This is a genomic window from Acinetobacter sp. FDAARGOS_494, assembly GCF_003812225.1.
In the GTDB taxonomy this organism is placed as follows: Bacteria; Pseudomonadota; Gammaproteobacteria; order Pseudomonadales; family Moraxellaceae; genus Acinetobacter; species Acinetobacter baumannii.
Map to the genome: position 1 here is coordinate 626471 of NZ_CP033866.1, position 24286 is coordinate 650756.

General features: G+C 38.3%; 22 protein-coding genes. 8 read left to right on the forward strand and 14 right to left on the reverse strand.

The window, feature by feature from the left end; translation table 11 throughout:
- Positions 1 to 289 precede the first annotated feature (289 nt).
- Positions 290 to 991 (forward strand): SIMPL domain-containing protein, encoded by a 702-nt coding sequence (locus EG365_RS03200; RefSeq protein ID WP_001259423.1) that lies wholly within the window; start codon positions 290 to 292, stop codon positions 989 to 991.
- 54 nt (positions 992 to 1045) lie between these two features.
- On the opposite strand, the gene EG365_RS03205 is transcribed toward EG365_RS03200, so the two are convergent.
- Entirely contained in the window at positions 1046 to 1678 is a 633-nt protein-coding gene (locus EG365_RS03205; RefSeq protein ID WP_000253006.1) for a TetR/AcrR family transcriptional regulator, read from the reverse strand.
- A gap of 120 nt (positions 1679 to 1798) precedes the next feature.
- Here EG365_RS03205 and EG365_RS03210 point away from each other — a divergent pair, with 120 nt between their 5' ends.
- Complete coding sequence (locus EG365_RS03210; RefSeq protein ID WP_000246244.1) at positions 1799 to 2263, forward strand: hotdog fold domain-containing protein; 465 nt, start codon at positions 1799 to 1801, stop codon at positions 2261 to 2263.
- A 32-nt stretch (positions 2264 to 2295) separates the two neighbouring features.
- Here EG365_RS03210 and EG365_RS03215 read toward each other — a convergent pair whose 3' ends face one another.
- Positions 2296 to 3390 carry a fatty acid desaturase family protein gene (locus EG365_RS03215; RefSeq protein WP_001057073.1) on the reverse strand — a complete coding sequence of 365 codons (1095 nt, stop codon included), beginning with the start codon at positions 3388 to 3390 and terminating at the stop codon, positions 2296 to 2298.
- A 12-nt stretch (positions 3391 to 3402) separates the two neighbouring features.
- A complete protein-coding gene (locus EG365_RS03220) occupies positions 3403 to 4473 on the reverse strand; it encodes a ferredoxin reductase (protein ID WP_001147894.1) in 1071 nt (356 codons plus the stop codon).
- Between the two features lie 140 nt (positions 4474 to 4613).
- Between EG365_RS03220 and fabR the strand changes: the two genes are divergently transcribed.
- Together fabR and EG365_RS03230 are read left to right on the forward strand one after the other, a co-directional pair.
- Positions 4614 to 5309: an HTH-type transcriptional repressor FabR gene (fabR, locus tag EG365_RS03225; protein ID WP_000195202.1), complete on the forward strand. Its 696-nt coding sequence runs from the start codon at positions 4614 to 4616 to the stop codon at positions 5307 to 5309.
- A 166-nt stretch (positions 5310 to 5475) separates the two neighbouring features.
- The gene (locus EG365_RS03230; RefSeq protein WP_001191208.1) at positions 5476 to 6492 is read left to right on the forward strand and encodes an AI-2E family transporter; all 1017 of its coding nucleotides are present in this window, start codon (positions 5476 to 5478) and stop codon (positions 6490 to 6492) included.
- A gap of 56 nt (positions 6493 to 6548) precedes the next feature.
- Here the strand turns inward: EG365_RS03230 and rapA are convergent, their stop codons facing one another.
- From rapA to EG365_RS03260, 6 genes are all read right to left on the reverse strand, one after another.
- Positions 6549 to 9386, reverse strand: a complete 2838-nt coding sequence (gene rapA, locus EG365_RS03235) for an RNA polymerase-associated protein RapA (protein WP_000413587.1) — start codon at positions 9384 to 9386, stop codon at positions 6549 to 6551.
- A 144-nt stretch (positions 9387 to 9530) separates the two neighbouring features.
- Positions 9531 to 10169, reverse strand: a complete 639-nt coding sequence (locus EG365_RS03240) for an RluA family pseudouridine synthase (protein WP_001279312.1) — start codon at positions 10167 to 10169, stop codon at positions 9531 to 9533.
- A gap of 132 nt (positions 10170 to 10301) precedes the next feature.
- On the reverse strand, positions 10302 to 11006 hold the full coding sequence (locus EG365_RS03245) for a phosphopantetheine-binding protein (RefSeq protein WP_000499850.1): 705 nt from the start codon (positions 11004 to 11006) through the stop codon (positions 10302 to 10304).
- Between the two features lie 61 nt (positions 11007 to 11067).
- On the reverse strand, positions 11068 to 12366 hold the full coding sequence (hemL, locus tag EG365_RS03250; protein WP_000059234.1) for a glutamate-1-semialdehyde 2,1-aminomutase: 1299 nt from the start codon (positions 12364 to 12366) through the stop codon (positions 11068 to 11070).
- A 42-nt stretch (positions 12367 to 12408) separates the two neighbouring features.
- Positions 12409 to 13020: a thiamine phosphate synthase gene (gene thiE, locus EG365_RS03255; RefSeq protein WP_001214802.1), complete on the reverse strand. Its 612-nt coding sequence runs from the start codon at positions 13018 to 13020 to the stop codon at positions 12409 to 12411.
- Between the two features lie 116 nt (positions 13021 to 13136).
- A complete protein-coding gene (locus tag EG365_RS03260; RefSeq protein ID WP_000636741.1) occupies positions 13137 to 13520 on the reverse strand; it encodes a DUF962 domain-containing protein in 384 nt (127 codons plus the stop codon).
- A 165-nt stretch (positions 13521 to 13685) separates the two neighbouring features.
- On the opposite strand from EG365_RS03260, the gene EG365_RS03265 reads away from it, so the two are divergent.
- Positions 13686 to 15149, forward strand: coding sequence for a CYTH and CHAD domain-containing protein (locus tag EG365_RS03265; RefSeq protein ID WP_000230510.1), 1464 nt, complete (start codon positions 13686 to 13688; stop codon positions 15147 to 15149).
- A 35-nt stretch (positions 15150 to 15184) separates the two neighbouring features.
- Here EG365_RS03265 and EG365_RS03270 read toward each other — a convergent pair whose 3' ends face one another.
- Positions 15185 to 15817: a hypothetical protein gene (locus EG365_RS03270; RefSeq protein WP_001150006.1), complete on the reverse strand. Its 633-nt coding sequence runs from the start codon at positions 15815 to 15817 to the stop codon at positions 15185 to 15187.
- A 103-nt stretch (positions 15818 to 15920) separates the two neighbouring features.
- Between EG365_RS03270 and EG365_RS03275 the strand changes: the two genes are divergently transcribed.
- Complete coding sequence (locus EG365_RS03275; protein WP_000078676.1) at positions 15921 to 16304, forward strand: DUF3144 domain-containing protein; 384 nt, start codon at positions 15921 to 15923, stop codon at positions 16302 to 16304.
- Positions 16305 to 16361: 57 nt separating this feature from the next.
- On the opposite strand, the gene EG365_RS03280 is transcribed toward EG365_RS03275, so the two are convergent.
- The 4 genes from EG365_RS03280 to EG365_RS03295 form a co-directional block, all read right to left on the reverse strand.
- Positions 16362 to 19124 (reverse strand): M16 family metallopeptidase, encoded by a 2763-nt coding sequence (locus EG365_RS03280; RefSeq protein WP_000480989.1) that lies wholly within the window; start codon positions 19122 to 19124, stop codon positions 16362 to 16364.
- A 122-nt stretch (positions 19125 to 19246) separates the two neighbouring features.
- Complete coding sequence (locus EG365_RS03285; RefSeq protein WP_000784939.1) at positions 19247 to 20062, reverse strand: PhzF family phenazine biosynthesis protein; 816 nt, start codon at positions 20060 to 20062, stop codon at positions 19247 to 19249.
- A gap of 148 nt (positions 20063 to 20210) precedes the next feature.
- Entirely contained in the window at positions 20211 to 21605 is a 1395-nt protein-coding gene (locus EG365_RS03290; protein ID WP_001025080.1) for an L-cystine transporter, read from the reverse strand.
- Between the two features lie 197 nt (positions 21606 to 21802).
- Positions 21803 to 22684: a LysR family transcriptional regulator gene (locus EG365_RS03295; protein WP_000925116.1), complete on the reverse strand. Its 882-nt coding sequence runs from the start codon at positions 22682 to 22684 to the stop codon at positions 21803 to 21805.
- Positions 22685 to 22780: 96 nt separating this feature from the next.
- Between EG365_RS03295 and EG365_RS03300 the strand changes: the two genes are divergently transcribed.
- Both EG365_RS03300 and EG365_RS03305 read left to right on the forward strand, forming a co-directional pair.
- Complete coding sequence (locus EG365_RS03300) at positions 22781 to 23959, forward strand: YbfB/YjiJ family MFS transporter (protein ID WP_002016789.1); 1179 nt, start codon at positions 22781 to 22783, stop codon at positions 23957 to 23959.
- Complete coding sequence (locus EG365_RS03305) at positions 23956 to 24081, forward strand: hypothetical protein (RefSeq protein WP_000853581.1); 126 nt, start codon at positions 23956 to 23958, stop codon at positions 24079 to 24081. The genes EG365_RS03300 and EG365_RS03305 overlap by 4 nt, the downstream gene beginning before the upstream one ends.
- The last annotated feature ends 205 nt before the right edge of the window (positions 24082 to 24286 follow it).

Consider the following 24286-nt stretch of genomic DNA (forward strand, 5'->3'; position numbering starts at 1 on the left):
TTATTGAAAAATTGTATTATCCCAATAGTTATGATGAATTATCATCATACTATGTGACAACCTAAAGAAAATATTCTTTTTTTATATTCGTGTGATTTTTTAAGTTACATTGAAACACTTTAATTCTAAGTTTTTTATTTTTAAAGAATTTTATTCTTACCAAAAATTAAAAAACTTGATTTAAATATTACAAATACCCCACAAAATCTGCAAAAGTTATGCATAACTTATGTTTAACATTTCTTAATGAAAAAAATTAAATTTATATTAATTTTTAAAGGATAAATTTATGCGTACTTTAGCAATATCTACTCTTCTCCTTGGTACGGTACTCAGCCCTATGGTTTTTGCCCAAGATGATAATGCCCTTCACTACAATATTGTAAATGTTCAAGCAGAAGCTTCTCGCCAAGTTTCAAACGATGAAATGCATGCAACTTTATATATTGAAAAAAGCAATAAGCAGCCTGCAGAGCTTTCAAATCAAATTAACCAGTTAATGAACCAAGCACTCGCAACTTCGCGTAAATACCCACAAGTGAAAGTGGAAACTGGTGCCCAAAGCACTTATCCAATTTATGACAATGACAGTAATAAATTAAAAGAATGGCGTGGCCGCGCGGAAATTCGTTTAGAAAGTAAAGATTTTAAAGCTGCTAGCCAATTAATTAATGAGTTACAACAAAGCTTTCAAACTCAATCCATTAATTTTAGCGTCTCAGATGAGCAACGTAAAAAAGTTGAGAATGAATTGATGGTAGAAGCGTCTAAAAACTTTCAACAGCGTGCGCAAATGTTGACTCAAGCATGGAATAAAAGCCAATATTCTTTGGTCACTCTAAACCTGAACACGAATAACTATTTTCCTCAACCTGTAATGCGTGCCAGCCTAGCTAAGTTCGCTGCTGCTGAAGCGGCACCAGCTCAAGATATGGCTGCTGGTGAGTCTAAAATTACTGTAAATGCAAACGGTTCAATCCAGTTTAAATAATTCATTTTTCAATCTAAAACCGCATTCTTCATGCGGTTTTTTTATTGCTCGCTATTAATGTTCTAAACGCAAATCCTGTAATGAATTCCAAGCTGCTTTTGCCAGAATTTCTCTATAGTCTTTGGGGTCAGCTTTTACACGTTGTGATAACCACGCACGACAATAGCTCTCTGTAGAACCAATCACTAATGAAAGCAAAAGTTCATGTGGAATTAAACTAAATGCTTTAAATTCTTCAAAGTTTGAAATCAAGCTAAATATCTTTTGGTTTCTACTCTTATTTTTTTGTGTAAGTTGTTGCTGTTCCTCCCCCTCTATAATGTTAAAACGCGCAGTAATTAAGAATTTTGCAAATTCCGGTTGCTCACTTACCCAGTCCACATAACTATAAATTAGAGCTTCTACAACATCTTTTAATGTTTTGGACTGTTTTAAATATTCATCTCTCAGAGCTGTTTGATCATCTAAAGCTGAAAAAAATAAGGCCGCAACTATACCCTCTTTATTTTTAAAATGATGATAAATCGCCCCAACGCTACTTTCTGATTTGGCACGAATCATTTCAATACTAGTCGTTTCAATGCCCTGCTCTAAAAAACAATCTAAAGCATCTAATAATATTTGTCGTTTTAAAGCAGCTCTTCTTCCAGGATATAAGCGTTCTAATAAATTTTGAGCAGATACCATTTTGTATTCTCTGACCAGTCATCGGAGATATTTTGAATGACTTGACGCATATTTGTAAACAGAACTATATTCTTAAACAGAATAATATTCTGTATTTTTAAAATTAAAGGAAGTCAAATTATGGCAACCACATTAGAGCTCTGGAATAAAGTAACTGCTTTTCCTAAAGGCAAGTGGACTTTCTCTCGTATGCTGTGCTTAAAAGCACCTTATTTCGGCAGTATTTCCCCTCTTTTTATTGAGTTAAAACCGAATTATTGCGAAATTTCTATTAAGAAGAAGCGTTCTGTGCTTAACCACATTGGAACAGTCCATGCGATTGCGATGTGTAATATGGCTGAACTGGCGGGTGGAACAATGACAGAAGTTACTGTCCCATCTACCCATCGCTGGATTCCAAAAGGAATGACTGTTGAATATTTAAAAAAAGCTGAAACAGACTTAATTGCAATTGCTACACCAGTGGAAGCTGATTATAACTGGGAAAAAGCTGGAGAATATTTAGTCAACGTAGATATTTACGACACTCACAAAGATAAAGTATTTCATGCCACAATTACCATGTGGATTTCTAAAAAGAAATAAAAAAAGCCCTGAATTCTCAGGGCTCTTTTATCTTATTTTTTAAATGGGAACGCATATTTCACAATACGCCCAACCACTTGTCCAAACTGCTTAACAAAGCTTGCATTGTTATAGTTCAAGCCATATTTCTTACAAACCGCCTCAACTTTTGGAGCCATTTGACGATAACGACGAGCAGGAATATCTGGGAATAAGTGATGTTCAATTTGATGACTTAAGTGACCAGACAAAATATGGAATGCTTCTGAACCTGTTAAGTTAGAAGAACCACGAATTTGGCGCATATACCAGTGTCCACGGCTTTCTTCTTGTAAAACAGATTTTGGAAACACTTCTGCATCTTTCGTGAAATGACCACAGAAAATAATACTAAAGGTCCAGATATTACGAAGGCCATTTGCGACCAAGTTACCTGTAAATACTGGTAGTGCTGCCGGCCCTGCAATAAGTGGGAAGAAAACATAATCTTTAAAGAGTTGCTTGCCAATCTTTTTATTAACCGGTTTTAACTCTTCTAAAAATTGTGCCTTAGTTTTACGCTTGTAAAGTACACGCCCAATTTCAAGATTCTGAATTGCTACGCCCCACTGGAACAATAAGCAAAATGGAATACTGTAAATAGGCTGCAATAAGAACCCTGGCTTCCAACGTTGTTCAGGGAATAAGCGAAGTAAGCCATAACCAATGTCATCATCAATACCTTTAATATTGGTATAAGTATGATGTTTATAGTTGTGGGTTTGACGCCAGTTGTCAGAGGTACCTACAGTATCCCATTCATAAGTTTGACCATTAAATTTCGGGTCATTCATCCAGTCATATTGACCGTGCATAACATTATGGCCGAGCTCCATGTTCTCCATAATTTTAGAGAAACCTAATAAACCTGTACCTAAAATCCACGCTGGCGGGAACCAACCTGCAAATAAACAAGCTCGGCCTAAAAAGCTACTATAACGAATAGCAGCATAGACACGGCGGATATATTTAGCGTCTTTTTCACCCAAATCATCCAATACTTCTTGTTTGATCTGATCAAGCTCTTTTGCAAATGCTTCAAGTTCTGCTGGAGTCAAATCTCGATTTTTAGGATTTTTAAAATATTCGACTTTCACTGGCATATTCATAAGAGTTCTCTCTTAAAGATCAATAACTAGATCGGATTGTGCTGAGTTCACACAAATTTTAAGTAATTGGCTTGGTTCCGTATTTTGGCTACCGTTTAGTAAATTACGTGTAGAACCTTGCGTTTTACTACAAACACATTTATTACAAATTCCCATACGACAGCCATGTGTCGGCTTAAGGCCTTCATGCTCAAGGCTGACCAAAATGGATTGGCCTTTAGGAATTGCAATCACTTTATTAGACTGGGTTAATGTGACATTCACATAACCAATGTCATCCGCAGAACTTTCATTAGTTAAACTAAATGCTTCTGTAAGTACAGTTGGTGCTTTTTCAAAAAGCTGTTCAACAGTTGAAACAAAACCCGATGGACCACATGCATAAACTGTGCTGTTTTCAATACCATCAACCAGTGCAAGATGTTCGGCATTTAAACGTTCATCATTTGGTGTTTCTTGTGTGTAAAACACCTGATAGCTAAAGTTTGGGTTTTGTTCAGCCACTTGTTCAAAGTACTCTGTAAAAGCAGCATCAGAACGCTGTTTGACCCAATATAAAAGCTGAACCTGCGTTTTTTCTAACTGTTGGCTTTGCTTAATTGCTGTGATTAAGCTCAACATTGGTGTAATACCACTACCAGCAGCTAACATAATTAATTTCGGTGTCTGAATGTTTTGTTGCATGTCGCCATAAGGCTGCCCAAGCTCAAAAACATCACCAATTTTGCTTTCTGCAATAAACCAGTTACTGACAATACCATCAGCAACTTTTTTAACTGTTAAACGTAAGTGCTCTGCATCAATTTGCGTCAAGCTATAAGTACGTTCATAGCGACGGCCCGCAATTTCAACAATCACTGGATGATGTTGACCTGCCGCGCCCATTTTCACTAAGCGGTTGCATTTTAATGTCAGGCTCACAGTGTCATGAGCTACGAATTCTTTTTTTACAATTTGAACTAGTCCATGCTGCACAGACCATAAAGGATTTATTTTTTGTAGCCAGAAGTTCGCCATATTTTTGTCAAATACAGCTTGTGTTAATGAATTGAATAGAGAATTTCTCTTTTCGATTGCTTGCATAACTGAGGGCTCTGTCGCTCTTTTTTAATTATTATACACATGTATATATATTTGTATATACACTCGTACTTTTAATTACAATTTCACAAGTTCCCTGTCTAACGCTATAATCCAGACAGTTTAAGAATATATTGAAAAACATGACCCAAACCTCACTTTCTCAGAGCCCAAATGACACAACCTCATCACAAGATGTCATTGAAATAAAAACAGTAACGCGTTCTGTTGGAAGAAAAGCGACGATTACGAAAGAAGAACTTTTTCAGGCAGCTCTTAACCTGATTGGTCCACAAAAAAGTATTGCCTCACTCAGCTTACGAGAAGTTGCAAGAGAAGCTGGTATTGCCCCAAACAGTTTTTATCGTCACTTTAAAGATATTGATGAGTTAGCTATTTCACTCATTGACCGTGCCGGTATCGTTTTACGTAAAATTATTCGTCAAGCTCGCCTTCGTGCATCTTTGCAAGACAGCATTATTCGTAGTTCTGTAGAAATTTTTCTGCAACAGCTGGATGCTGATGAAGGTAATTTAAGTTTATTGTTGCGAGAAGGTTTTACAGGTTCCGCTTCTTATAAAGCTGCTGTAGATCGACAGCTCAACTTCTTTCAGCAAGAGCTACAAGAAGATTTAATTCGCTTAGAACGCCTCAATAACAATCATCTATACCACCCTGAACTTGTTGCAAAAGCAATTACACAACTTGTTTTTCACATGGGTGCCAAAGTGATTGACCTTCCTATTGATCAGCGTGCTGAAGTCGCAGAACAAACAATGATCATGATCCGGATGATTTTAGAAGGTGCCCGTCATCTAGACGAAGCAAAAATAAGATAGATTCCACATAAAATGGTTTGTGATTTTACAAGCCATTTTTTATACACCTGTGCCTACTGATTAATAAAAATATAAACCATGGATTGAAGCAGCTTAGATGCAAGAGTATAAGTAAATAATTCTAGCAATACATATCAATACTTCCCCACGTTATTCAGGGATTCACATGCAAAGTTTGAGTAATCGTCAAAGCCTGATTGCAAGCTATATTCTGATGGGCATTTTTTTGCTTTCGGTTATCCCCCTGCATCTCTTAGCAAGTTTTTTTGCAGGCTTTCTCATTTATGAAATTATTATTAGTTTAAGCTCTATTGTTGAACGTTATATTGATGGTCAAAGAGCCCGCATTTTTATTAGTATTTTATTAAGTATTATTACTATTTCTCTTCTTGCCTTTTTCATTACAAGTTTAATTAGCTTTGTAGTATATGATTTAAAAGGAGTCGGTTTACATAGTATTAACGGTAAAGTCGACCAAACACTACTGCACTTACAAGCGGAGATTGGGAAATATTTACCGGGCTATATTCCAGATAGCGTTACAGAACTGAAAGATGAAATATTCGCGTTTATGAAAGATAACGTAACTACATTAAAAAATGCCAGTTCCGATATTTTGCATAATCTAGTGACTATGGTGATGGGTCTTATTATCGGTATATTGGTTGCTATTCACGGCTTTCACCGACGTACACCCCAACCTGTTTTCAAATCGTTACTGATTCAACGTATTCAAAAATTATCAATTTCTTTTAGAAATGTAGTTTTTGCACAAATTAAAATTTCAGCGATTAATACGCTGCTCTTTATATTATTTGCTTTTGTACTATTGCCGATCTGGGGTGTTCACCTACCTTTCGCCAAAACCTTAACCATTCTTACCTTTATGTTTGGCTTAATTCCAATTTTAGGGAATTTAATTTCAAATACTTTAACTTTTATTGCGGCTCTTACAATTTCACTCGGTCTAGCAGGTGTTGCGCTACTCTACCTCGTATTAGTTCACAAGTTAGAATACTTTATTAATGCCAAAATTATTGGTCATAAAATTAATGCCAATGCATGGGAAATTTTATTGGCTATGTTAATTTTCGAGTCAATCTTTGGCTTAAGTGGCTTAATTGCAGCACCGATTTTCTATGCTTATTTAAAACTAGAATTAAAAGATGCCAGATTGATTTAACTTAAATTTACTCAATAAAAAAGCGCCTGTGTGGCGCTTTTTTTATTACTCATTGCTTATGGTTTGACTACTACAAGCACTTGAATCGCTTCAGGGGTTACGGTTAAGCCATCAAGCAAGCTTAAACCTTCTTTTTGCAACTTCTGTAAGCGCTCAATTTCGTCTTGGCGAATGCTCGGGTTGAACTGTTTTAAGTAAGTTAAACGATCAATCTCATATTGCCATTTATTACCATAATGCTCTTTTGCTTGCTGTTGAAGCTGAGGTAAACCTTCTTTAGCAATATCAAGCGCTTGTTTATAACGCTCTTCAATCACTTCACGGCGGGCTTTAACCACTTGGCGGCAGCTATTGCCATCTAAATGATGCAAATACGGTTTTAAAATGGTTGGATCAATCTTTTCAGATAAGTCCTGACCATTTTCACTTAACAATACGCGAATAAGTTGTTTTGGTAAGCTTGATGGCAAGTTCAAGGATTTTGGTGCCACCACATCAACTTTAAACCAGACTTCAAGTAAAACCGAACCTTGCTTTAATGCATTGGACTTAAGCACAGCAACATTGGTACTACCAAATGATTGTGTGCGGATCATTTCCATGACACTTTCAATAAACGGATGTTCTAAAGTTAGATACTGAGCGTCTTCACGCATTTGCGCTTGATCACGATAGAAAGTCGCAGTCATACCTTCTTCGTCTAATGCCAAACCTTGCACTTGCATCTGGTCAGTTGGACGAATAATGACTGTACCGTTACTTTGCTCATCAAAGTCAATATTAGTTGAAGACATGAAACGCTTCACAAACATAGGCAGCGTTGTGTTGTCATCATAGTCTTCTAACGCTTGAACAATTTCTTGTGCAACGATAGGACGGCATGAGTTGTACTCAAGCAGACGATCTCGACCAGCTTGTAACTCTGCTTCTAAAGCTTGGCGTTGAACATTAACTTCTTCAAGTAAATCTTCAAATGTTTGACCTTGGTCGGCAAGCAAGCAATCTTTTAATTCAACAATAAAGTTTTCTTGTAGCGTTTGAGCTGTTGGAGAAATATTGCTGAAAATATTCAATGCTTCATTATACCAACGGAACATACGCTCTTGAGCGGTGCCCATTAAGTAAGGTACATGAATCTGGATACGGTTTTCTTGACCAATACGGTCTAAACGACCAATACGTTGTTCTAAAACGTCAGGGTTTGCAGGCAAATCAAATAAAATTAAATCACTCGCAAACTGGAAGTTACGGCCTTCTGAACCAATTTCTGAACAAAGTAAGATTTGAGCACCGTAGCTTTCTTCTGCAAAGTAAGCAGCCGCTTGGTCACGCTCAAGCAAACTCATACCTTCATGGAACATAGCTGTACGAATACCTGCATGCAAACGAAGCGCACTTTCTAAAGACTCGACAACAGGACCACTACGGGCAATTAAAAGAACTTTTTTATGCTTAAGTTCTTTACGTAGAATTTCCATTAACCACGGTACACGCGGATCATTTTGCATCCATGAGCCATCAATTTGTGCTTCTTCTGGCCACATTTGCTCGCGTAATTTACCGTCTTTTGACCAATCTGCTGGCGCAGGTAAAGGCGCAGGTTGGCAATCACGGCCGGGGAAGCCTTGAATCGCTTCACGCGTATTACGGAATAAAATACGACCTGTACCGTGACGGTCTAACAACTCATGAATCGCTCTGAAACGTTGCTCAGGTTGGTCTTCAATTGAATGACCTAACAAACCTTCTAAAGCAGATAAATGCTCTTGAGTTAAAGGCTCATCCGACATAAGCACTTCTGCAATTTGCGCAGTTTGCTGATATTGAGCTTCTTCATCCAAGAAACGCTCTAAACTACTAAAGCGCTGTGGATCTAACAAACGTAAGCGCGCAAAGTGGCTTTCTACACCCAGCTGTTCAGGCGTTGCAGTAAGCAACAATACACCTGCCGTATTTTCAGCAAGCTCTTCAACCAAGTCGTAACGATCGTTACCACCCTCTTCTTCGCTCCACATCAAGTGATGTGCTTCATCGACGACGAGTAAATCGAAACCAGCTTCTAATGCTTGCTCACGCAAATCGTCATGGTCCACCATCAAGTCGACGCTGGCAATAATGCATTGCTCAGTTAAGAACGGGTTAAGTTCTGGATCATGTTCTTTGATAGATGCAGTACGGGTTAAATCAAACAGAGAAAATTGCAAATTGAAACGGCGTCGCATTTCAATCATCCACTGATACTGAAGAGAATCAGGGACTAAAATCAGGATACGTTCAGAACGGCCGGTTTTAAGCTGTTGGTGGATAATTAAACCAGCTTCAATTGTTTTACCTAAACCTACTTCATCAGCAAGTAAAACACGTGGTGCGAAACGTTTACCGACTTCATGTGCAATATAAAGCTGATGCGGAATTAAACCTACACGAGCCCCAACCAAGCCGCGTAATGGGCTGGTTTGCATTTGCGCCTGCATCAGCATTGCTTCAATGCGTAGGTCATACCACTCTTTATAATCAATCTGGCTTGCCAGCAAACGATCTAAAGGTTTTGATAATTGAATTTGTGCACCAATACGCGTTTCGTTTAGCGCTTTACGTTCTTGCTCGCCATTTTCTAAAGTACGAACCACGTTATAACGCAAAACACCATGACGGTCTTCAATAGACTCGACATTCCACTTATTGCCTTCTTGGTCTTGAACTTCATCATTTACATTAAAGATGATACGAGAAAGCGGTGCATTATTGCGTGCATAAACACGCGTTTCATCGCTCTTGGGGAATAAAATGCTGACAGATCTTTCATCTACATCAATAAGAACGCCTAAACCGAGCTCAGTCTCTGTATCTGATAGCCAACGTTGACCAATAGCATACTGCTGCAATTTTTCCACCTTTTTCTCAAGTTCGCACTACATATTGTACGATGCAAAGTAGCTTATTTTTGCATCTTTTTATGTAGTCTTTAAAGCAAAATTTTGCAGCAGAAACCAATTAAATTGTTTCGCTACAAAAATTACTCATTGAAAGTTTTTACATTAAAACGGTACAGGACAGTTAAAAGTTAATGATTCCCCTGTGACAGGATGATTAAAGCTTAACTGTTTAGCATGCAAGCACAGACGAGGAACAAGTAATTGTTCCGGTGCTGCATACAATGTATCACCTACAATCGGATGTCCCAGATATTGCATGTGTACACGGAGTTGATGAGAACGTCCGGTAATCGGTGTTAATTTGACACGCGTAACCGGTTGTCCCTGAATCTGGAAATGTTCAATCGCCTGCCAATGTGTTAAAGCAGGTTTGTTATGAGAAGCATCGACAATATGTAAAGGTGGTCGACTCGGATCATAGACGACAGGGATATCCACTGTCCCTTCACCCTCTAAATGACCAGCAACTAGCGCTTCATATATTTTCGAAGTTTGACGGTCTTGAAATTGGCGTGCAATCGCACTCTGTCCACGCTTAGATAACCCAAAAACCAAAATACCCGAAGTATCACGGTCAAGGCGGTGAATGAGCAAAGTTCGTGGTTCAATTGCCACCAGTCTTGTCAAAACGCTGTCATGTAAATCACCTTTCCCTGGCACACTCAAGATGTCCGAAGGTTTATGAATCACCATAAAATCATCATCACGATAGATCAGATGTTCACTTAGAAAATCACTCAAAGTTGTATTCCCAAGGCAAGATGAAAAACAAGCGGGCAATAATAAAAAGCTTACGTCCGAATTACAATGCCGTTCGGGTAAATTAACGACAGAATTTGCAAATATTATGAATCACATTACGGCTAAAGCCGATTAGAGCTTCAATAACTGCATAATATGTTGCAATGTAGGAGTTTGCATCAACTCATCAACAGTTAGGCTCGCACCATTAGCACGCCATAATTCCACCAAATAATTGACTCCCGAAGCGTCTAGACCATAGTTTCTTAAATCTATTTCGGGATGAATTTCCATTGGATGTCGCCCTATCTGTTCAGCAACTGCCAATAAAATTCCTTTATCGGACAAGACCTGTAATGACGGTGCACTTAAAGACCATAAGCGCATTAAAGTCTGCGTGTTTATATGTTGAATATGGTCAAAACTTATTTTTTCAATCCATTGTATATGCTGCTCTAAACTACTCGCCAATATTGCATCATTTACAATAGCTACATAATCGGTAATGGATAAAACAAGCTGCATGATTTGCTTAAATAGCGGTGATAAATTCCCCGCCATAATTACCTGTGCCTGAGTGTTTGATGACAAGTGCTGCCCAAGCTGTAACATGGCCTGTTGAAGTTGAGATGACTGAATCATCATGACCGGAATTTCGAGTGCTTGTGCTCTTTTACTTAGTATTTCTAAATGATCGGCTAATGGCTGATGCGCCCAATCAGATATATTTTCAAGATCATCTAGCCCGACTAGGAGCAATATGCTTTGCGTAGATTCAATAGGCCAATTTGAAGTACTTGCGGCTAACTGGATTTTTCGAGGTAAGGGATAAAACATTGTTCTCTACAAATATAAAATAGCTCAAATTAAAAAGCCCGTTTAAAACGGGCCTTTTTGCTTACTTCATTTCGGCAAAGGTTTCTTTTGCAGCCTGAATGGTAAATTCGATATCTTCATCAGAATGAGCAGATGAAATAAAGCCTGCTTCAAATGCTGACGGTGCCAAGTTTACGCCACGTTTTAACATGCCATGGAAGAACTTTTTGAAAGCTTCAATATCACATGCCAACATAGAGTCAAAGCTTGTGATGTCTTCTTGGTCAGTAAAGTAAAGCCCAAACATTGCGCCAGCTTGCTGAGTTTTAAATGGAATACCCGCTTCATCTGCTGCTGCTTGTAAACCTGCAAGTAACTTTTCAAGTTGAGCAGATAACTTGCTGTAAAAGTCCGGTTGACGTAAATGTTTAAACATTTCGATACCAGCGCGCATAGCAAGTGGATTACCAGATAAAGTCCCCGCTTGGTATACACCCCCTAAAGGTGCGATGCACTCCATGATTTCACGCTTACCGCCAAAGGCACCTACAGGTAAACCAGCACCAATAATTTTACCTAAAGTCGTTAAGTCAGGTTTAACGTTATAAACTGACTGAGCACCGCCTAATGCAACACGGAAACCTGTCATTACTTCGTCAATAATAAATACAGATTTGTATTCATCACACACATCACGAATCGCTTGTAAGAAACCATCAATTGGTTTCACCATATTCATATTACCTGCGACAGGTTCAATAATGACGCCTGCAATTTCATGACCAAATTTAGCAAAGCATTCTTTTAATGCTGCAACATCGTTATATGGCAGTGTTAAAGTGTGTTTAGCGAAATCAGCTGGTACACCTTTTGATGTTGGTTCGCCCTCACCTTTAGTTAATAAACCAGAACCTGCTTTTACTAACAATGAGTCAGAGTGTCCGTGGTAACAACCTTCAAACTTCACGATCTTGTCACGGCCAGTATAACCACGTGCTAAACGAATAGCAGTCATAGTCGCTTCTGTACCAGAGTTGGTCATACGTACCAATTCAATAGATGGCATGATTTCACAAATGATATCTGCCAATGTTGTTTCATGTACGGTTGGTGCACCAAAACTTAAGCCATCTTCTGCTGCTGTTTGCACAGCCTTAATAATATCCGGATGAGCATGGCCCAAAATCATTGGTCCCCAAGAGCCAACATAATCTACATAGCGCTTACCATCTACATCCCACAAATACGCACCTTTGGCTTTCTCAATGAAAACCGGTGTGCCTCCAACGCCATTAAAGGCACGTACTGGAGAGTTCACACCACCTGGAATGTGTTTGCTGGCTTGTTTAAATAACTGTTCTTGCTTTGGAGATAAACTCATGGAAATGCTCGTCTTAAATATCTAAAAAATAATTTTGAAAGCTTAAGAAAATAATTGTGCCCACGCTTGTACACGGGCAGGAATTTCAGCAGTTGATCGACCTAATATATCACTAATGACTGCACAGAGGTCAGCTCCAGCCTCAATCACGGGTTTTGAATTTTCAACAGTCAAACCACCAATTGCACAAATAGGTAAATCATATTGAGCTGCTGCTTGCTTAATCACTTCTATACCTACATTGCCAGCTTCCGGTTTAGTGGCAGTTGCATAAACCGCACCAAAGGCAACATAAGTTGCGCCATCGGCAATTGCTTTTTGAGCAAGCTCTAAAGAGTTTAAGCAAGTACGGCCAATAATGACACCTTCTGGTAACTGCGATTTTGCATCGGTAATTTCACCGTCACTTTGGCCTAAATGCACACCTAAACCAAACTGAGCAGCCAGTTTTAGGTCATCATTAATGACAAAAGGAACCTGATATTTTTCACATAATTGTTTGATCTGTTCAACTTCAGCAGGCTGTTCGGCTTTGTCTATTTTTTTACGGCGGTACTGTAAAATTGCGATTTGACGGGTTGCGAGTGCGGCGTCTAATTTTTCTAATAATAATTGGATTGGGTCATCATTGGTAATGAGGTATAAACCGCGCATACTCTACTCTCGCTTTTTAAAAACTTCGCTAGTATAACGGATTTATAAGTCATCATAAGTACCGATTGATATAGGCTTATCAGTACCAATCGGTATATTAAAAATAGAAATAAAAATTAACTTGGAATTTTATCGTGCTTGCGATCAATTAAACTTAATCGACCAGTCGCAACATCAGAGAGCATTCGCCAATCAGAAATAAAGCTATAAAGTGGCTGTTTAAAACTGGCAGGTTTATTTTTCTCAAACATAAAATGTCCAACCCATGCACATGCATAGCCAGAAACTAAACCATAGAGTGCGTATTTGGCCTGTTTCTTACGAATAGCTTTTGAAAAAAAGTATAGACCAATGCTACTGCCCACCGCATGTAAGCGCCTACTCATAATATTACGGTGTTCAGTTAAATAAAAACGATAAAATTCCTGATAGTTTTTAATAGGTAATTCAAACTCTGGCTGAGTTTCATGATTAAAATTTACGGGTGCATTCACGATCATCTTCCTGATTTTTATTTGATCAAAACATCACCTGATTGTACACCTAAATAAAAGTGTAGCGTCATATGTTTGATTGTAACTTTCTCTATCAAAAACATTATTTTTAGCGCTAAGCTATTATACTTATTCAAGATAGTTTAAATACCTGATTCAGGGAGATCTGTTATGGTTGAAGTTGAGCTTAAGTTTCAGTTACCTGAATCGAAGAAAAAAACCGTCCAGCAATATTTAAAAAAACATAAAGCACAGTATATTCATTTACAGGCCAAGTATTACGATACGCCAGACCGCCTACTTGCAAAAAATGGTATGGCCTTACGCTTACGTAAAGAAAATGATCTGTGGGTACAAACCTTTAAGGCTGCCGGCCAAAGTCATTTACATCGTGTCGAAGAAGAAGTTTTTTTAGGAAAATGCGATCAAGAACCTGACTTAAACCTTGAGTTATATAAAGACAATAAAGCCGTCACAGATTTGATTACTCAAGCTTTAGGCTCTGAAGTCGAAAAGCTAAGCTTACAGTTTGAGACTGATGTACAACGTACCTATCATGTTTTTGAAGCAGATGACACGGCAATTGAAGTCTGTCTTGATGACGGCGCCGTAAAAACAGCAACAGCACAAAGCAAAATTTGCGAAGTTGAGTTCGAACTTAAACAAGGTGCAGTCAAAACACTGATTCAATTTGCTCAGCAATGGATTAATCGTTATGAACTTTGGCTCGATGTTAGAAGTAAAGCCGAGCGCGGTAATTTACTCGCATTGGGGCAAGCTGCTTCACCGGCTGTTCACGCAAAAAAACTGAACTTAGATAAAAACATTTCAGCAGAACAGGCACTCAAAAAGATTGTAGAAAACTGTTTGGGACAATTCTTGCCTAACATGGCCGCAATTGCCGATGGAGTTGCCGAGGCTGAGCACATTCATCAGGCACGCGTAAGCTTACGCCGTTTACGTAGTGCACTAAAACATTTTTCAGCATGGTCAGACGAGTTAAACCCTGTGTGGGAAGAGCAAATTGCCGAACTATTCCGTCAGCTTGGGGACACGCGAGACGAAGATGCTATTCGTACCGAAATTTTACCTATGATTGTGCAGCATGGTTCACCTGAGCTTTTACTTCCGATCTCTGAACAGCCATTAAAAGATCTTGCCACACTGTTTAAATCCGCAGATACCATTAAGCTTATACTCGCCTTATTAGCATTTGCCTATTCAGAAGAAGACGATCAAAACGCCAAAGGAAAATTGAAAAAATATATAGGAAAAAGCTTAGATAAGTTACACCATCAAGTGGTGAGTAATGCCGATCATTTCACTGAACTTGAAGTCACCGAACAGCACAGAACGCGCAAGAAAGCCAAACAGCTTCGTTACTGCATTGAGTTTATATCGAGCTTATATCCTCGTAAAAATGTTCAGCAGTTTTTAAAACAATTACAGCCTGTGCAAAATACTTTAGGACTTTATAACGACTTATTTATTGCCGAAGATCTATTTAATAAAGCGGTTGAACACGACCCACATTTTTGGTTTGCATTAGGATGGGTTAAAGCCAAACAACCTTATTTACAAAATCAATCTGCCGAAGCTTTGCAAAAATTTAAACAGGCAAAAACATTTTGGTAAGAATCTTGAAGTCGCGGCAAATATGCCGCGACTTTTTATCTATATTTACCAAATACTTTCCATACACCGTTATCTGCTAATGGATCGCTATAGCTATCACTACGCTGTTTTCTTGGTTTATCGCGAGCATCGACGAGTTTAAAGTGTAGCTCTACCCCTAACACAATACCATTGGTATAAAACCGTGAACGCGTATATTCACTTTGACCATGCTGGAATACATACGTCCGTAAATCAATAAATTCACGGTGTGCAACTAGCGCTGCTGTATCATCACTTTGCAACCATTCTTGCATGGTAAATATCTGATCTGTTTCAAACTGCCCACATTTTTCAATAAGACTGGCCACACCACGGAAAGTTTTTGATTCTTTTGCGCGTGTTTTATTAATCCGAATTCGGTCTACATGGAAAAAGAATAAGGGTAAGTTTAGATGGCTTGGTAAATGAATTGCATCTGGTAATTCATCTTCCATAAAAGGTTGAAAAAGCTCTTGTGCCCTTTCTATTAAATCTTTCCATTGCTGATAATAGGCCACAACTTCTTCTTGCAAACCATAATAAATTGGCAGCCCTTCTACATGCTCCAAATATTGGGGTGGAAAAATATGCTGGCGTAATAAAGCAATGTCTGTTTTTAGACTTTGAACGGCTATTGCATCTTGCATATTATAACTCCCAATACTTAGGCTATTTACAGACTAAGGCAAAGGTTTTGTTTCCGCAAGGCTTTGCCTATAATAAGCAGCTCTATTTTTGCGGGAATAAGTCATGTCTCAAAAGATTAATGCAACAGATATTACTGAAGAAGAAGCGTTAAATGCTGTTTTCTTTGAGCGTGCGGATGAATTCATTAAACAAGCAAATGATTTTTGTCGCCCGCCAAAAGGCCAAAAGCCAGACCCGGCCGAGCTTCGTGGTCAAGTGAGCGCAGCCATGTTATTTGCAACTGCTCGTTTTAATACATGGGTGGCTGCCAATAATTTTAAAGATGGTAATGAAATGCGTGATGCAAAAGATCAGGTGATGTCTTATCTTCTTCAACAGTTCCAAATGATGCTTGAAGATAACTTTGATGAGTATTGTGAACAGTTCGATAACTACTTACGTTTCCGTAAGAATGAAGATTTTCATACTCACAAACACGACCATTAAAATATTTTACCACTCAAATAAAAAGCCACATGAAGTGGCTTTTTATTTGGCAATTATTTACTGCTTTTGTGCTTGACCATACTGGTCAGCCATAACTTCAACAAGATTTGAAGGTTTAATATATTTTTTAATAACTGCGTTCACATCAGCAACCGTTAACTTTGTTAACTCTTGGTCATGTTTAACACGGTCAAGTAATGTTTTACCTGACTCAAGCTCTAGATTTAACATACCGTGGATATTACGTTCATCTTCTAAGGCAGTAACACGTTTCTTCATAATATCCGCCTTCGCTGCTGCAAGCTCCTGCTCTGTAATACCATGAGTAATTAAGTCATTTAGAACCTTATGAACTGAAGCAGAAACTTGTGCTGAGCGACCAGCCGTATAATTTGCACTAATGCTTAACGCACCTACATTCGTGTCTCGATCTAATTGCAAACCAGTACCAAAACCATATACCAATGCATTTTTTTCACGAAGCTCTTGAGCCAAACGTGATGAAATTTGAGATTCACCCAAAATGTAATTCATTAAAATTAATGCAGAAGCGTCGGGATGATTTTTCCCAACCGGTAATGCAAGTACACTTTGATAACTACCAAACTCACGCTGCTCAGATAAGACATGTACTTGCTGGGCAGGAAAATCAACATGTTGAATCAAGATTTTTTCATACGGTTGTTTGCTATTCCAGCTTCCGAACTCTTGATTCAATAGCTTTTTCATTTTTTGGGTATCAAATGCACCTGTAATCGCAATTTGCGCATGATTCATGGCAAAGAAATGCTGATAAAGCTCTTTGACTTGCTCTTGAGTCACATTCTTTAATTGTTTTTTAGCCAGCTCCGGTTCAAAGTGATAACGCAAATCACCCGGCTGGTATTCTTCTACCAAGCGAGATAATGTTAGACCTGCTACCACATCCGGTTCGGTATAAGGACGATCAAGACTAGATAAGCTTTGAGATTTAATTAAGTCAAATTGAGATTGTTCAAATTTAGGATTTTTCATGACCTCTAGAACAAACTTGAAAAACTCATCGAACTTTTCAGTTTTAGATTGAATATTAATGGTCATACCATTGCCATCGGCACTTGCATAAGCTGCGCCACCTGCATCAATCGATTTATCGGCAATATCTTGCAAGCTATATTTATCAGAACCGCGAAGCAATAAATATGAAGTTAAATCAACAACCGTACCTTTATCGAATAAAGATTTTTCAGTACCAAAATCCATAGTAATGGTGGCATAGGTACGATCATCACGGGTTTCTACAGGGAATAAAGCATACTTCATTCCATTTTTAAGTTTTCCGCGAAGGATCTTTTTCTCATTACTTTCGGCATATTGCTTAGACGTTTTTAAAAACTCGGCAACTTCTTGTTGATAAACTTTCGGATCTTTTAAAGGCTCTGCTTTAACATCTGTTTGATCTAATGTTTTAGGCTTATCTTTTGCGTCGAGTTGTAATGCTTTCTTTTGGTCTTCTGGTGTTGGCAAAATATCGCCATCAATACGATGACCTGCAACAAGGAACTGTTTTAAGGTTTGATTTACCTCGTTGAGCTTCACTTTATCAATTGAATCTAAATCTTTGAAATATTGGTCCCATTGCCCATCCGCTACAGTGTAATCACTTAAACGGGAACCCAAAGCAACGGCATCTTTATTGACTAACTCACCTTGCGTTTTCATTAAGCTTTTTACACGATTTAGCTCAGTCTCTGTAAAAGGTTTACCCTTTTCAATTCCAGAGAGCAAAGCGCTTTCAACTTTTTTAGGGTCATTTTTTGGTGAATAAATAGCACCTAAAAATACGACGTTAAAATCTTGATCTAGCCATGTTGATGCCTGAACGTCTGTACTAACACCTGTTTCAACCATATTTTGGTACAAATGACCACTTGGCTGCATGGTATACAACATAGGTGCGAAAGCCAGTTCCGGTTGAATTTTTGTGTTTTTACCATCCATATAGATATGGAATTTGGCCAAATCACTACCCTTTTTCACCACAAACTCACGGTTTTTGAGTTTTGTAGAATCTAACACAGGCACTTGAACAGGCTTAGGCACAGCTCGCGCAGGAATTGGGCTAAAATATTGGTCTATCGTTTTCAAAACATCAGTTTTATCAAACTTGCCTGAAATCACCATGACCGCATTATTAGGCGCATACCAACTGCGATAGAACTGGTTCAACTCAGGCATTTTAATTGACTTAAGCTCAGGTAAATCACCAATCGGTAATCGACCTAGATATTGATTACCATAAGCCGACTTCCACATTTGATCCATCAAGACAGCAAAAGGCTGATCCATACGGACTTCACGTTCACGCTTTACGATTTCAATTTCAGAAGGCACAAATTTTTCTTGTAGAACTAATTTGTCCATGCGCTCAGATTCAAGGTACAGCACTTGATCGAGTGCTGTTTTTTCTGGACGGACAATATTGGTGTATTTGGTTGAATAGTAATCCGTGCTCGCATTCGTCATTAACGTATATTGATCTAAACGGCGTTGGAATTCTTCACCTTTTACATTTTGCGTGCCTTTAAATGCTAAATGTTCGAGTAAATGTGCTAAACCACTTTTACCCTGTGGATCATTTAAAGAACCCGTTAAATAAATGGTATTAATAAAGATTTTATTTTCTTTGTCATTCGGCGCAAGCACTACCCGAAAACCATTATCTAATTTATATTCCTCAACATTTTGCTTACTTTTTACTAATGTTGTTTGTGCAAAAGAGGCAGCACTTAAACCAAAAATACATAGGGAGAGAGTCAGTTGTTTAAACTGCATAAACATATAAATACCAATTAATTTGAATAATAAAAAATCAATAGTTGTGTGACTATAGTAGGAAATTTGAGCTGACTTTCATAGTAAAGATTTGAAAAAAAAGCCGTTTATTTAAACGGCCTTATATTTTAAGGAAAAATTTCGGCTTGCATATAAAGTTTGCCATATCCCGAAATTTCAATACGTTCCTGATTTAAGACATTACAATACAATACGCCTCCACGGCTAGAAGCCTGATAGGCCACAATATTATTTTTAGCGAGTTTCTCTGCCCATAGTGGCGCTATTGCGGTATGAATTGAACCAGTAACCGGGTCTTCATCAATGCCTGCGACAGGTGCAAAATAACGAGAAACACAGTCATATTGATCGTCAGCTTTTGAGGTGATTGCAAAATCCATTGCTGTAGTTGTAATTGCAGTCCGCTTACCTAAGGCTTTAAGTAAGTTCATGTCAGGTTGCTCATCTAACACATCTTGCACTGACTCATATTCAACAATGTAGGCTTGAACATTTTGATAAACCGCTTTAAAAGGTTTTGTTAATGCTTGACGTAAAATAGCCGGATAATCTTCAACTTGCTGAGCTTTACGAATTGGAAAATCCATTCTGATTTTGCCGTCTTCATCTTGATGAACTACAAACAAACCTAAGTTTCGTACATGAAAATTAAGAGTCTTTTTCTCAGTAAAATCTTTAAATAATACGAAAGCACTCGCAAGAGTCGCATGCCCACAAAAATCCACCTCAACCGTTGGAGTAAACCAGCGTATTTCATAATTTTCAGAGTCTATAATTTTTACAAAAGCAGTCTCAGATAAGTTATTTTCAAGTGCTATCTTTTGCATTAAATCTGCATTTGGCCACTCTTTTCCAATAATCACAGCAGCCGGATTTCCACGAAATAGCTCTTTGGTAAAAGCATCGACTTGATACATTTTCATGTTAGTGCTCTCTTTCTTAATAGGCTCATTTTCGAAAATTATTTAAAAGAAAAATAGATACAGTTTTTTAAAAATTAACATCACAGTTGCAAGTTACACATATAAAAAAACGGCTCATCCAGAGTGGAGAGCCGTTTAATATTAACTCTTAATGATGTTGAGTTAATTCAATTTCATCTTCGCTATTCATTATAGCTTTGTCGGTCTGCCCCATAAATTGGCTTGTAACTACACCAGCAGTCATCGAACCATTTACGTTTAACGCAGTACGTCCCATATCAATGAGTGGTTCAATTGAAATAAGAAGAGCAACCAATGTTACAGGTAAGCCCATAGCAGGAAGTACGATCAATGCTGCGAAAGTTGCACCACCACCAACGCCGGCTACGCCAATTGAACTTAAAGTCACAATACCCACTAACGAAGCAATCCACATTGGGTCTAGGGTGTTAATACCCATAGTTGGCGCAACCATGACTGCGAGCATGGCTGGATATAAACCCGCACAACCATTTTGTCCAATAGTGGCACCAAAAGAAGCAGAGAAACTTGCAATAGACTCAGGCACGCCCAAACGACGAGTTTGCGCCTCAATGCTAAGTGGAATACTTGCAGCACTTGAACGACTCGTAAACGCGAATGTTAGAACTGGAGCAACTTTCTTGAAGAACTTAAGTGGAGAAACACCGGTCAGAGTCAAAATAATAGCATGCACGACGAACATAATCGCCAAACCTAAATAAGACGCCACCAAGAAACCGCCTAGGTTCAAGATATCTGCGACATTTGAACTTGCCACAACTTTCGTCATGAGGGCAAAAACACCATATGGTGTAAGCGTCATCACTAAACGAACAAGCTTCATTACCCAAGACTGTAATGTCTGAATAGCCGTCAGAATACGTTGACCTTTTTCTGCGTCATCTTTCATTAGGTTGAGTGCTGCTATCCCTAAAAAGACAGCAAAGATAACCACGCTAATAATTGAAGTCGGATTTGCACCCGTTAACTCAGCAAAAGGGTTACTCGGGATAAAAGAAAGAATAAATTGCGGTACACTTAAGTCTGTTACTTTACCCACATAGTCAGTCTGAATTGCAGTAAGTCGAGCTGTTTCAGCCGCCCCTTGTACCAAACCTTTGGCAGTTAAACCAAACAAGTTCGTCACAAATACCCCAACCAGCGCAGCGATGAGTGTGGTAAATAACAAAGTCCCGATGGTGTAGAAGCTGATTTTTCCTAAAGAAGAGGCTTGGTGTAGCTTCGCTACTGCACCTAAAATCGAAACAAAGACCAAAGGCATCACGACCATTTGTAAAAGTTTTACATAGCCGTTACCAACAATATTAAACCAGCTAATAGATTCAGCAAGAATCGGATGGCCACCGCCATAAATCAAATGTAGTCCTAAACCAAACACTACACCTAAAATTAAGCCAGCTAGAACTTTTTTAGATAAGCTCCAGTCCGTTTTACGTGTTTGGGCGAGTAAAAATATTAACCCGACAAAAACCACAATATTGATGATTAAGGGTATATTCATTCCCAAACTCCAAATTATTGCTTGTGTCATCTTTTAAGGGGGCATATTTGACCATAGCCGGCCTATATAAACTACCCTTTTCAACAATTTTCTAGCATGCAGATCATTACCGATCTGAATGAGAATATAAAATGACTTTTAAATACATATATATCACTTTTAAAACATAAGTTACGTTAGATATTTATGTATAAAAATTAAGCGCATTTCTGTATAAATTGTTGCTCAATAAAACAAATAAATTGCTTTAGATTACTGCCCCATGTTTCAGGAGGCTGAGCGACCAAATAAGTAGTGAAATGTGCAGATTCAGTGTTAATTTCAAAACAACTTAATGAGACTTTATCGGCTACTTTATTCAGATATGACTTTGGCAATAAAGCAAAACCGACACCTAATTCCACACAGCTTACAATGCCATCCAGACTGCCCATTTCCATAATTTGCGAAGGTGGCACACTGTGATCATTTAAAAACAACTCAATTGCATGCCGATAGGAACATCCTTGTCGAAATGCAATAAAACGAGTCTTTGCGAGGGTGGCAATGTCGGGAAAATCAATTTGTTGTTTTGGGCAAACCAAAACCAGTTGTTCTTGCCACACCGGAAAACTATATAGCTCTGGAATCACATATTTAGAAGCGACAAAAGCACAATCGACTTCTCCTTGTTGCACAGCATTTAACAAATATCCTGTCGGGTGAGTTTGAAGTTCAAGCGGCAGATTCGGATGTTGCTGCATACATTCATTAAGCAATTGAGGAAGTCGTATTGCTGCTGTCGTTTCCATACTGCCCAAACGAATAGTTTCATTCGGGTCAATATCACCTTCTCGGAAGATTGTCTTCGCTTTATTATGCAGTGCGATCATTTGCACAGCATAACTATGTAGCTGGTGTCCTGCATTGGTTAATGTAACGGGGTTATGACGATTTAATAAAATCACACCTAACTCTTCTTCAAGCTTTTTCACGTGGCTCGTGATATTGGATTGAACCGTACACATTTTTTGTGCAGCCAATGAAAAACTTCCACTCTCTGCAACCGCTAAAAAAAACTCTAAAGACTTAAGCAACATGCCACTATCTCAAAACAAGATAATTAATATCATATTAAATTATTTCTAATGATAAATAAACTCGCTTTTAATAATAAAAAAATTGAGAGATTTCTCATGTCTACGTTCTATCGAATGAGCCTGCTTGTCTTTTTAGCGACTTGCCTAGGAATTGGTATTTTTAGATTTTCCTATACCGCACTCATGCCTATTATGATTGTGCAATATGGATGGACTCACGACTTTGCAAGCTACTTAGGAAGTGCAAATTTATTGGGCTATCTGGTTGGCGCACTATTGGCCCTGTTTAGCATTAAAGAAAAATCTATACCTGCTTTGATTATGACTTCGGCGGTTTTAGGCAGCTTAAGCCTACTCTGCTGTTCGTTTATACACATGTCTCTGGCTTGGTTTATTCTCTGGCGCACCATTTCAGGTATCGCAGGTGGCCTACTCATGATTTTAGCGCCCAGCTTTGCCATGAAAAATATTGCAATTAGCCAAAGGCTCAAAGTCAATTTTTTAGGGTTTAGTGGTATTGGCGCAGGCGTGTTATCTGCCACTCTCATTATTCCTGCACTTAAAAATATGCCTGTTCAATATGTCTGGGAAATTTTTGCCGTCATTTCCATTATTGGCAGTTTGGTACTTTTACAGTTATTAAGGCACCCACCTACCGAGTCCGTTCAAACGGCCAATCACGCTCCTCAAAACTTCATACATTCACGTTTAGGACTGGTCATTATTATTGCTTATATGTGCAGTGCTTTTGCATATATCCCTCACTCTTTGTTTTGGATGGACTATTTATCGGGGACCCTACATTTTCCATTGCAACAACGAAACTTATTTTGGGTTCTTTATGGGGTCGGAAGTTGTGTTGGCGCCTTTGTGGCGTATTGTTTAAGCCGCCTTATTGGATATTTGCAGGCAATTAAATGTCTATACGGTGTCTATTGCTTGGCAGTTGCCCTACCATTTTTTTCACATGCTACTGCTTTGCTCACTTTATCGTCCTTTCTTACAGGTTTACTCACACCTGCCACCGTATTTATTAGCTCTTACAGCCTGCTACAGATTTATGAACAGCGTTATCAAAAAATCTGGAGCCTTGCCACCATTGGGTTTGCCAGCACTCAGTTATTAGGTGGCGTTGTTATTAGTACTTTACATCACTTGCATTGGTCTTATGCCCATCTGTTTTTAATGGGCGGCATTGTTTTGTTATTTGCATTGAGCCTTTTAATTCCTATCCGTTCTTCCCCGCCGAACACTCTCGGAGAAACCAAATCGTGAAAACTTTATTCTTTCCTCTCTTTTTGATTATTTTCGTACTCATTATTCAGGCTTTAGACCAAAGCTATCAAAAGAAAATTGGTATCTCTAAGCCCCAGAAGCATCCGGAATTTATGCAATAAAAAATGCCCCGATATATCAGGGGCTTTTCCATTGAGTAGTCGTATATTGTCAAAATAAAAATTAATGAATAGATCAGTAGAACAAACCGCATAACAACTATTTTAGTAGCCTTATTAAAATACTTAACTGACAAAAAATGTCATATTATGTCAATGTAGAGAGCTATTTTCTGATCTATATTCAGTCAAAATTTATAATTTTTAA

Bases quoted from the DNA above. Each gene is read 5' to 3' on its own strand.
- EG365_RS03200 (WP_001259423.1), top strand. From the start codon at position 290: ATGCGTACTTTAGCAATATCTACTCTTCTCCTTGGTACGGTACTCAGC.
- EG365_RS03205 (WP_000253006.1), bottom strand. From the start codon at position 1,678: ATGGTATCTGCTCAAAATTTATTAGAACGCTTATATCCTGGAAGAAGA.
- EG365_RS03210 (WP_000246244.1), top strand. From the start codon at position 1,799: ATGGCAACCACATTAGAGCTCTGGAATAAAGTAACTGCTTTTCCTAAA.
- EG365_RS03215 (WP_001057073.1), bottom strand. From the start codon at position 3,390: ATGAATATGCCAGTGAAAGTCGAATATTTTAAAAATCCTAAAAATCGA.
- EG365_RS03220 (WP_001147894.1), bottom strand. From the start codon at position 4,473: ATGCAAGCAATCGAAAAGAGAAATTCTCTATTCAATTCATTAACACAA.
- fabR (WP_000195202.1), top strand. From the start codon at position 4,614: ATGACCCAAACCTCACTTTCTCAGAGCCCAAATGACACAACCTCATCA.
- EG365_RS03230 (WP_001191208.1), top strand. From the start codon at position 5,476: ATGCAAAGTTTGAGTAATCGTCAAAGCCTGATTGCAAGCTATATTCTG.
- EG365_RS03245 (WP_000499850.1), bottom strand. From the start codon at position 11,006: ATGTTTTATCCCTTACCTCGAAAAATCCAGTTAGCCGCAAGTACTTCA.
- hemL (WP_000059234.1), bottom strand. From the start codon at position 12,366: ATGAGTTTATCTCCAAAGCAAGAACAGTTATTTAAACAAGCCAGCAAA.
- thiE (WP_001214802.1), bottom strand. From the start codon at position 13,020: ATGCGCGGTTTATACCTCATTACCAATGATGACCCAATCCAATTATTA.
- EG365_RS03260 (WP_000636741.1), bottom strand. From the start codon at position 13,520: ATGATCGTGAATGCACCCGTAAATTTTAATCATGAAACTCAGCCAGAG.
- EG365_RS03265 (WP_000230510.1), top strand. From the start codon at position 13,686: ATGGTTGAAGTTGAGCTTAAGTTTCAGTTACCTGAATCGAAGAAAAAA.
- EG365_RS03270 (WP_001150006.1), bottom strand. From the start codon at position 15,817: ATGCAAGATGCAATAGCCGTTCAAAGTCTAAAAACAGACATTGCTTTA.
- EG365_RS03275 (WP_000078676.1), top strand. From the start codon at position 15,921: ATGTCTCAAAAGATTAATGCAACAGATATTACTGAAGAAGAAGCGTTA.
- EG365_RS03280 (WP_000480989.1), bottom strand. From the start codon at position 19,124: ATGTTTATGCAGTTTAAACAACTGACTCTCTCCCTATGTATTTTTGGT.
- EG365_RS03285 (WP_000784939.1), bottom strand. From the start codon at position 20,062: ATGAAAATGTATCAAGTCGATGCTTTTACCAAAGAGCTATTTCGTGGA.
- EG365_RS03290 (WP_001025080.1), bottom strand. From the start codon at position 21,605: ATGAATATACCCTTAATCATCAATATTGTGGTTTTTGTCGGGTTAATA.
- EG365_RS03295 (WP_000925116.1), bottom strand. From the start codon at position 22,684: ATGTTGCTTAAGTCTTTAGAGTTTTTTTTAGCGGTTGCAGAGAGTGGA.
- EG365_RS03300 (WP_002016789.1), top strand. From the start codon at position 22,781: ATGTCTACGTTCTATCGAATGAGCCTGCTTGTCTTTTTAGCGACTTGC.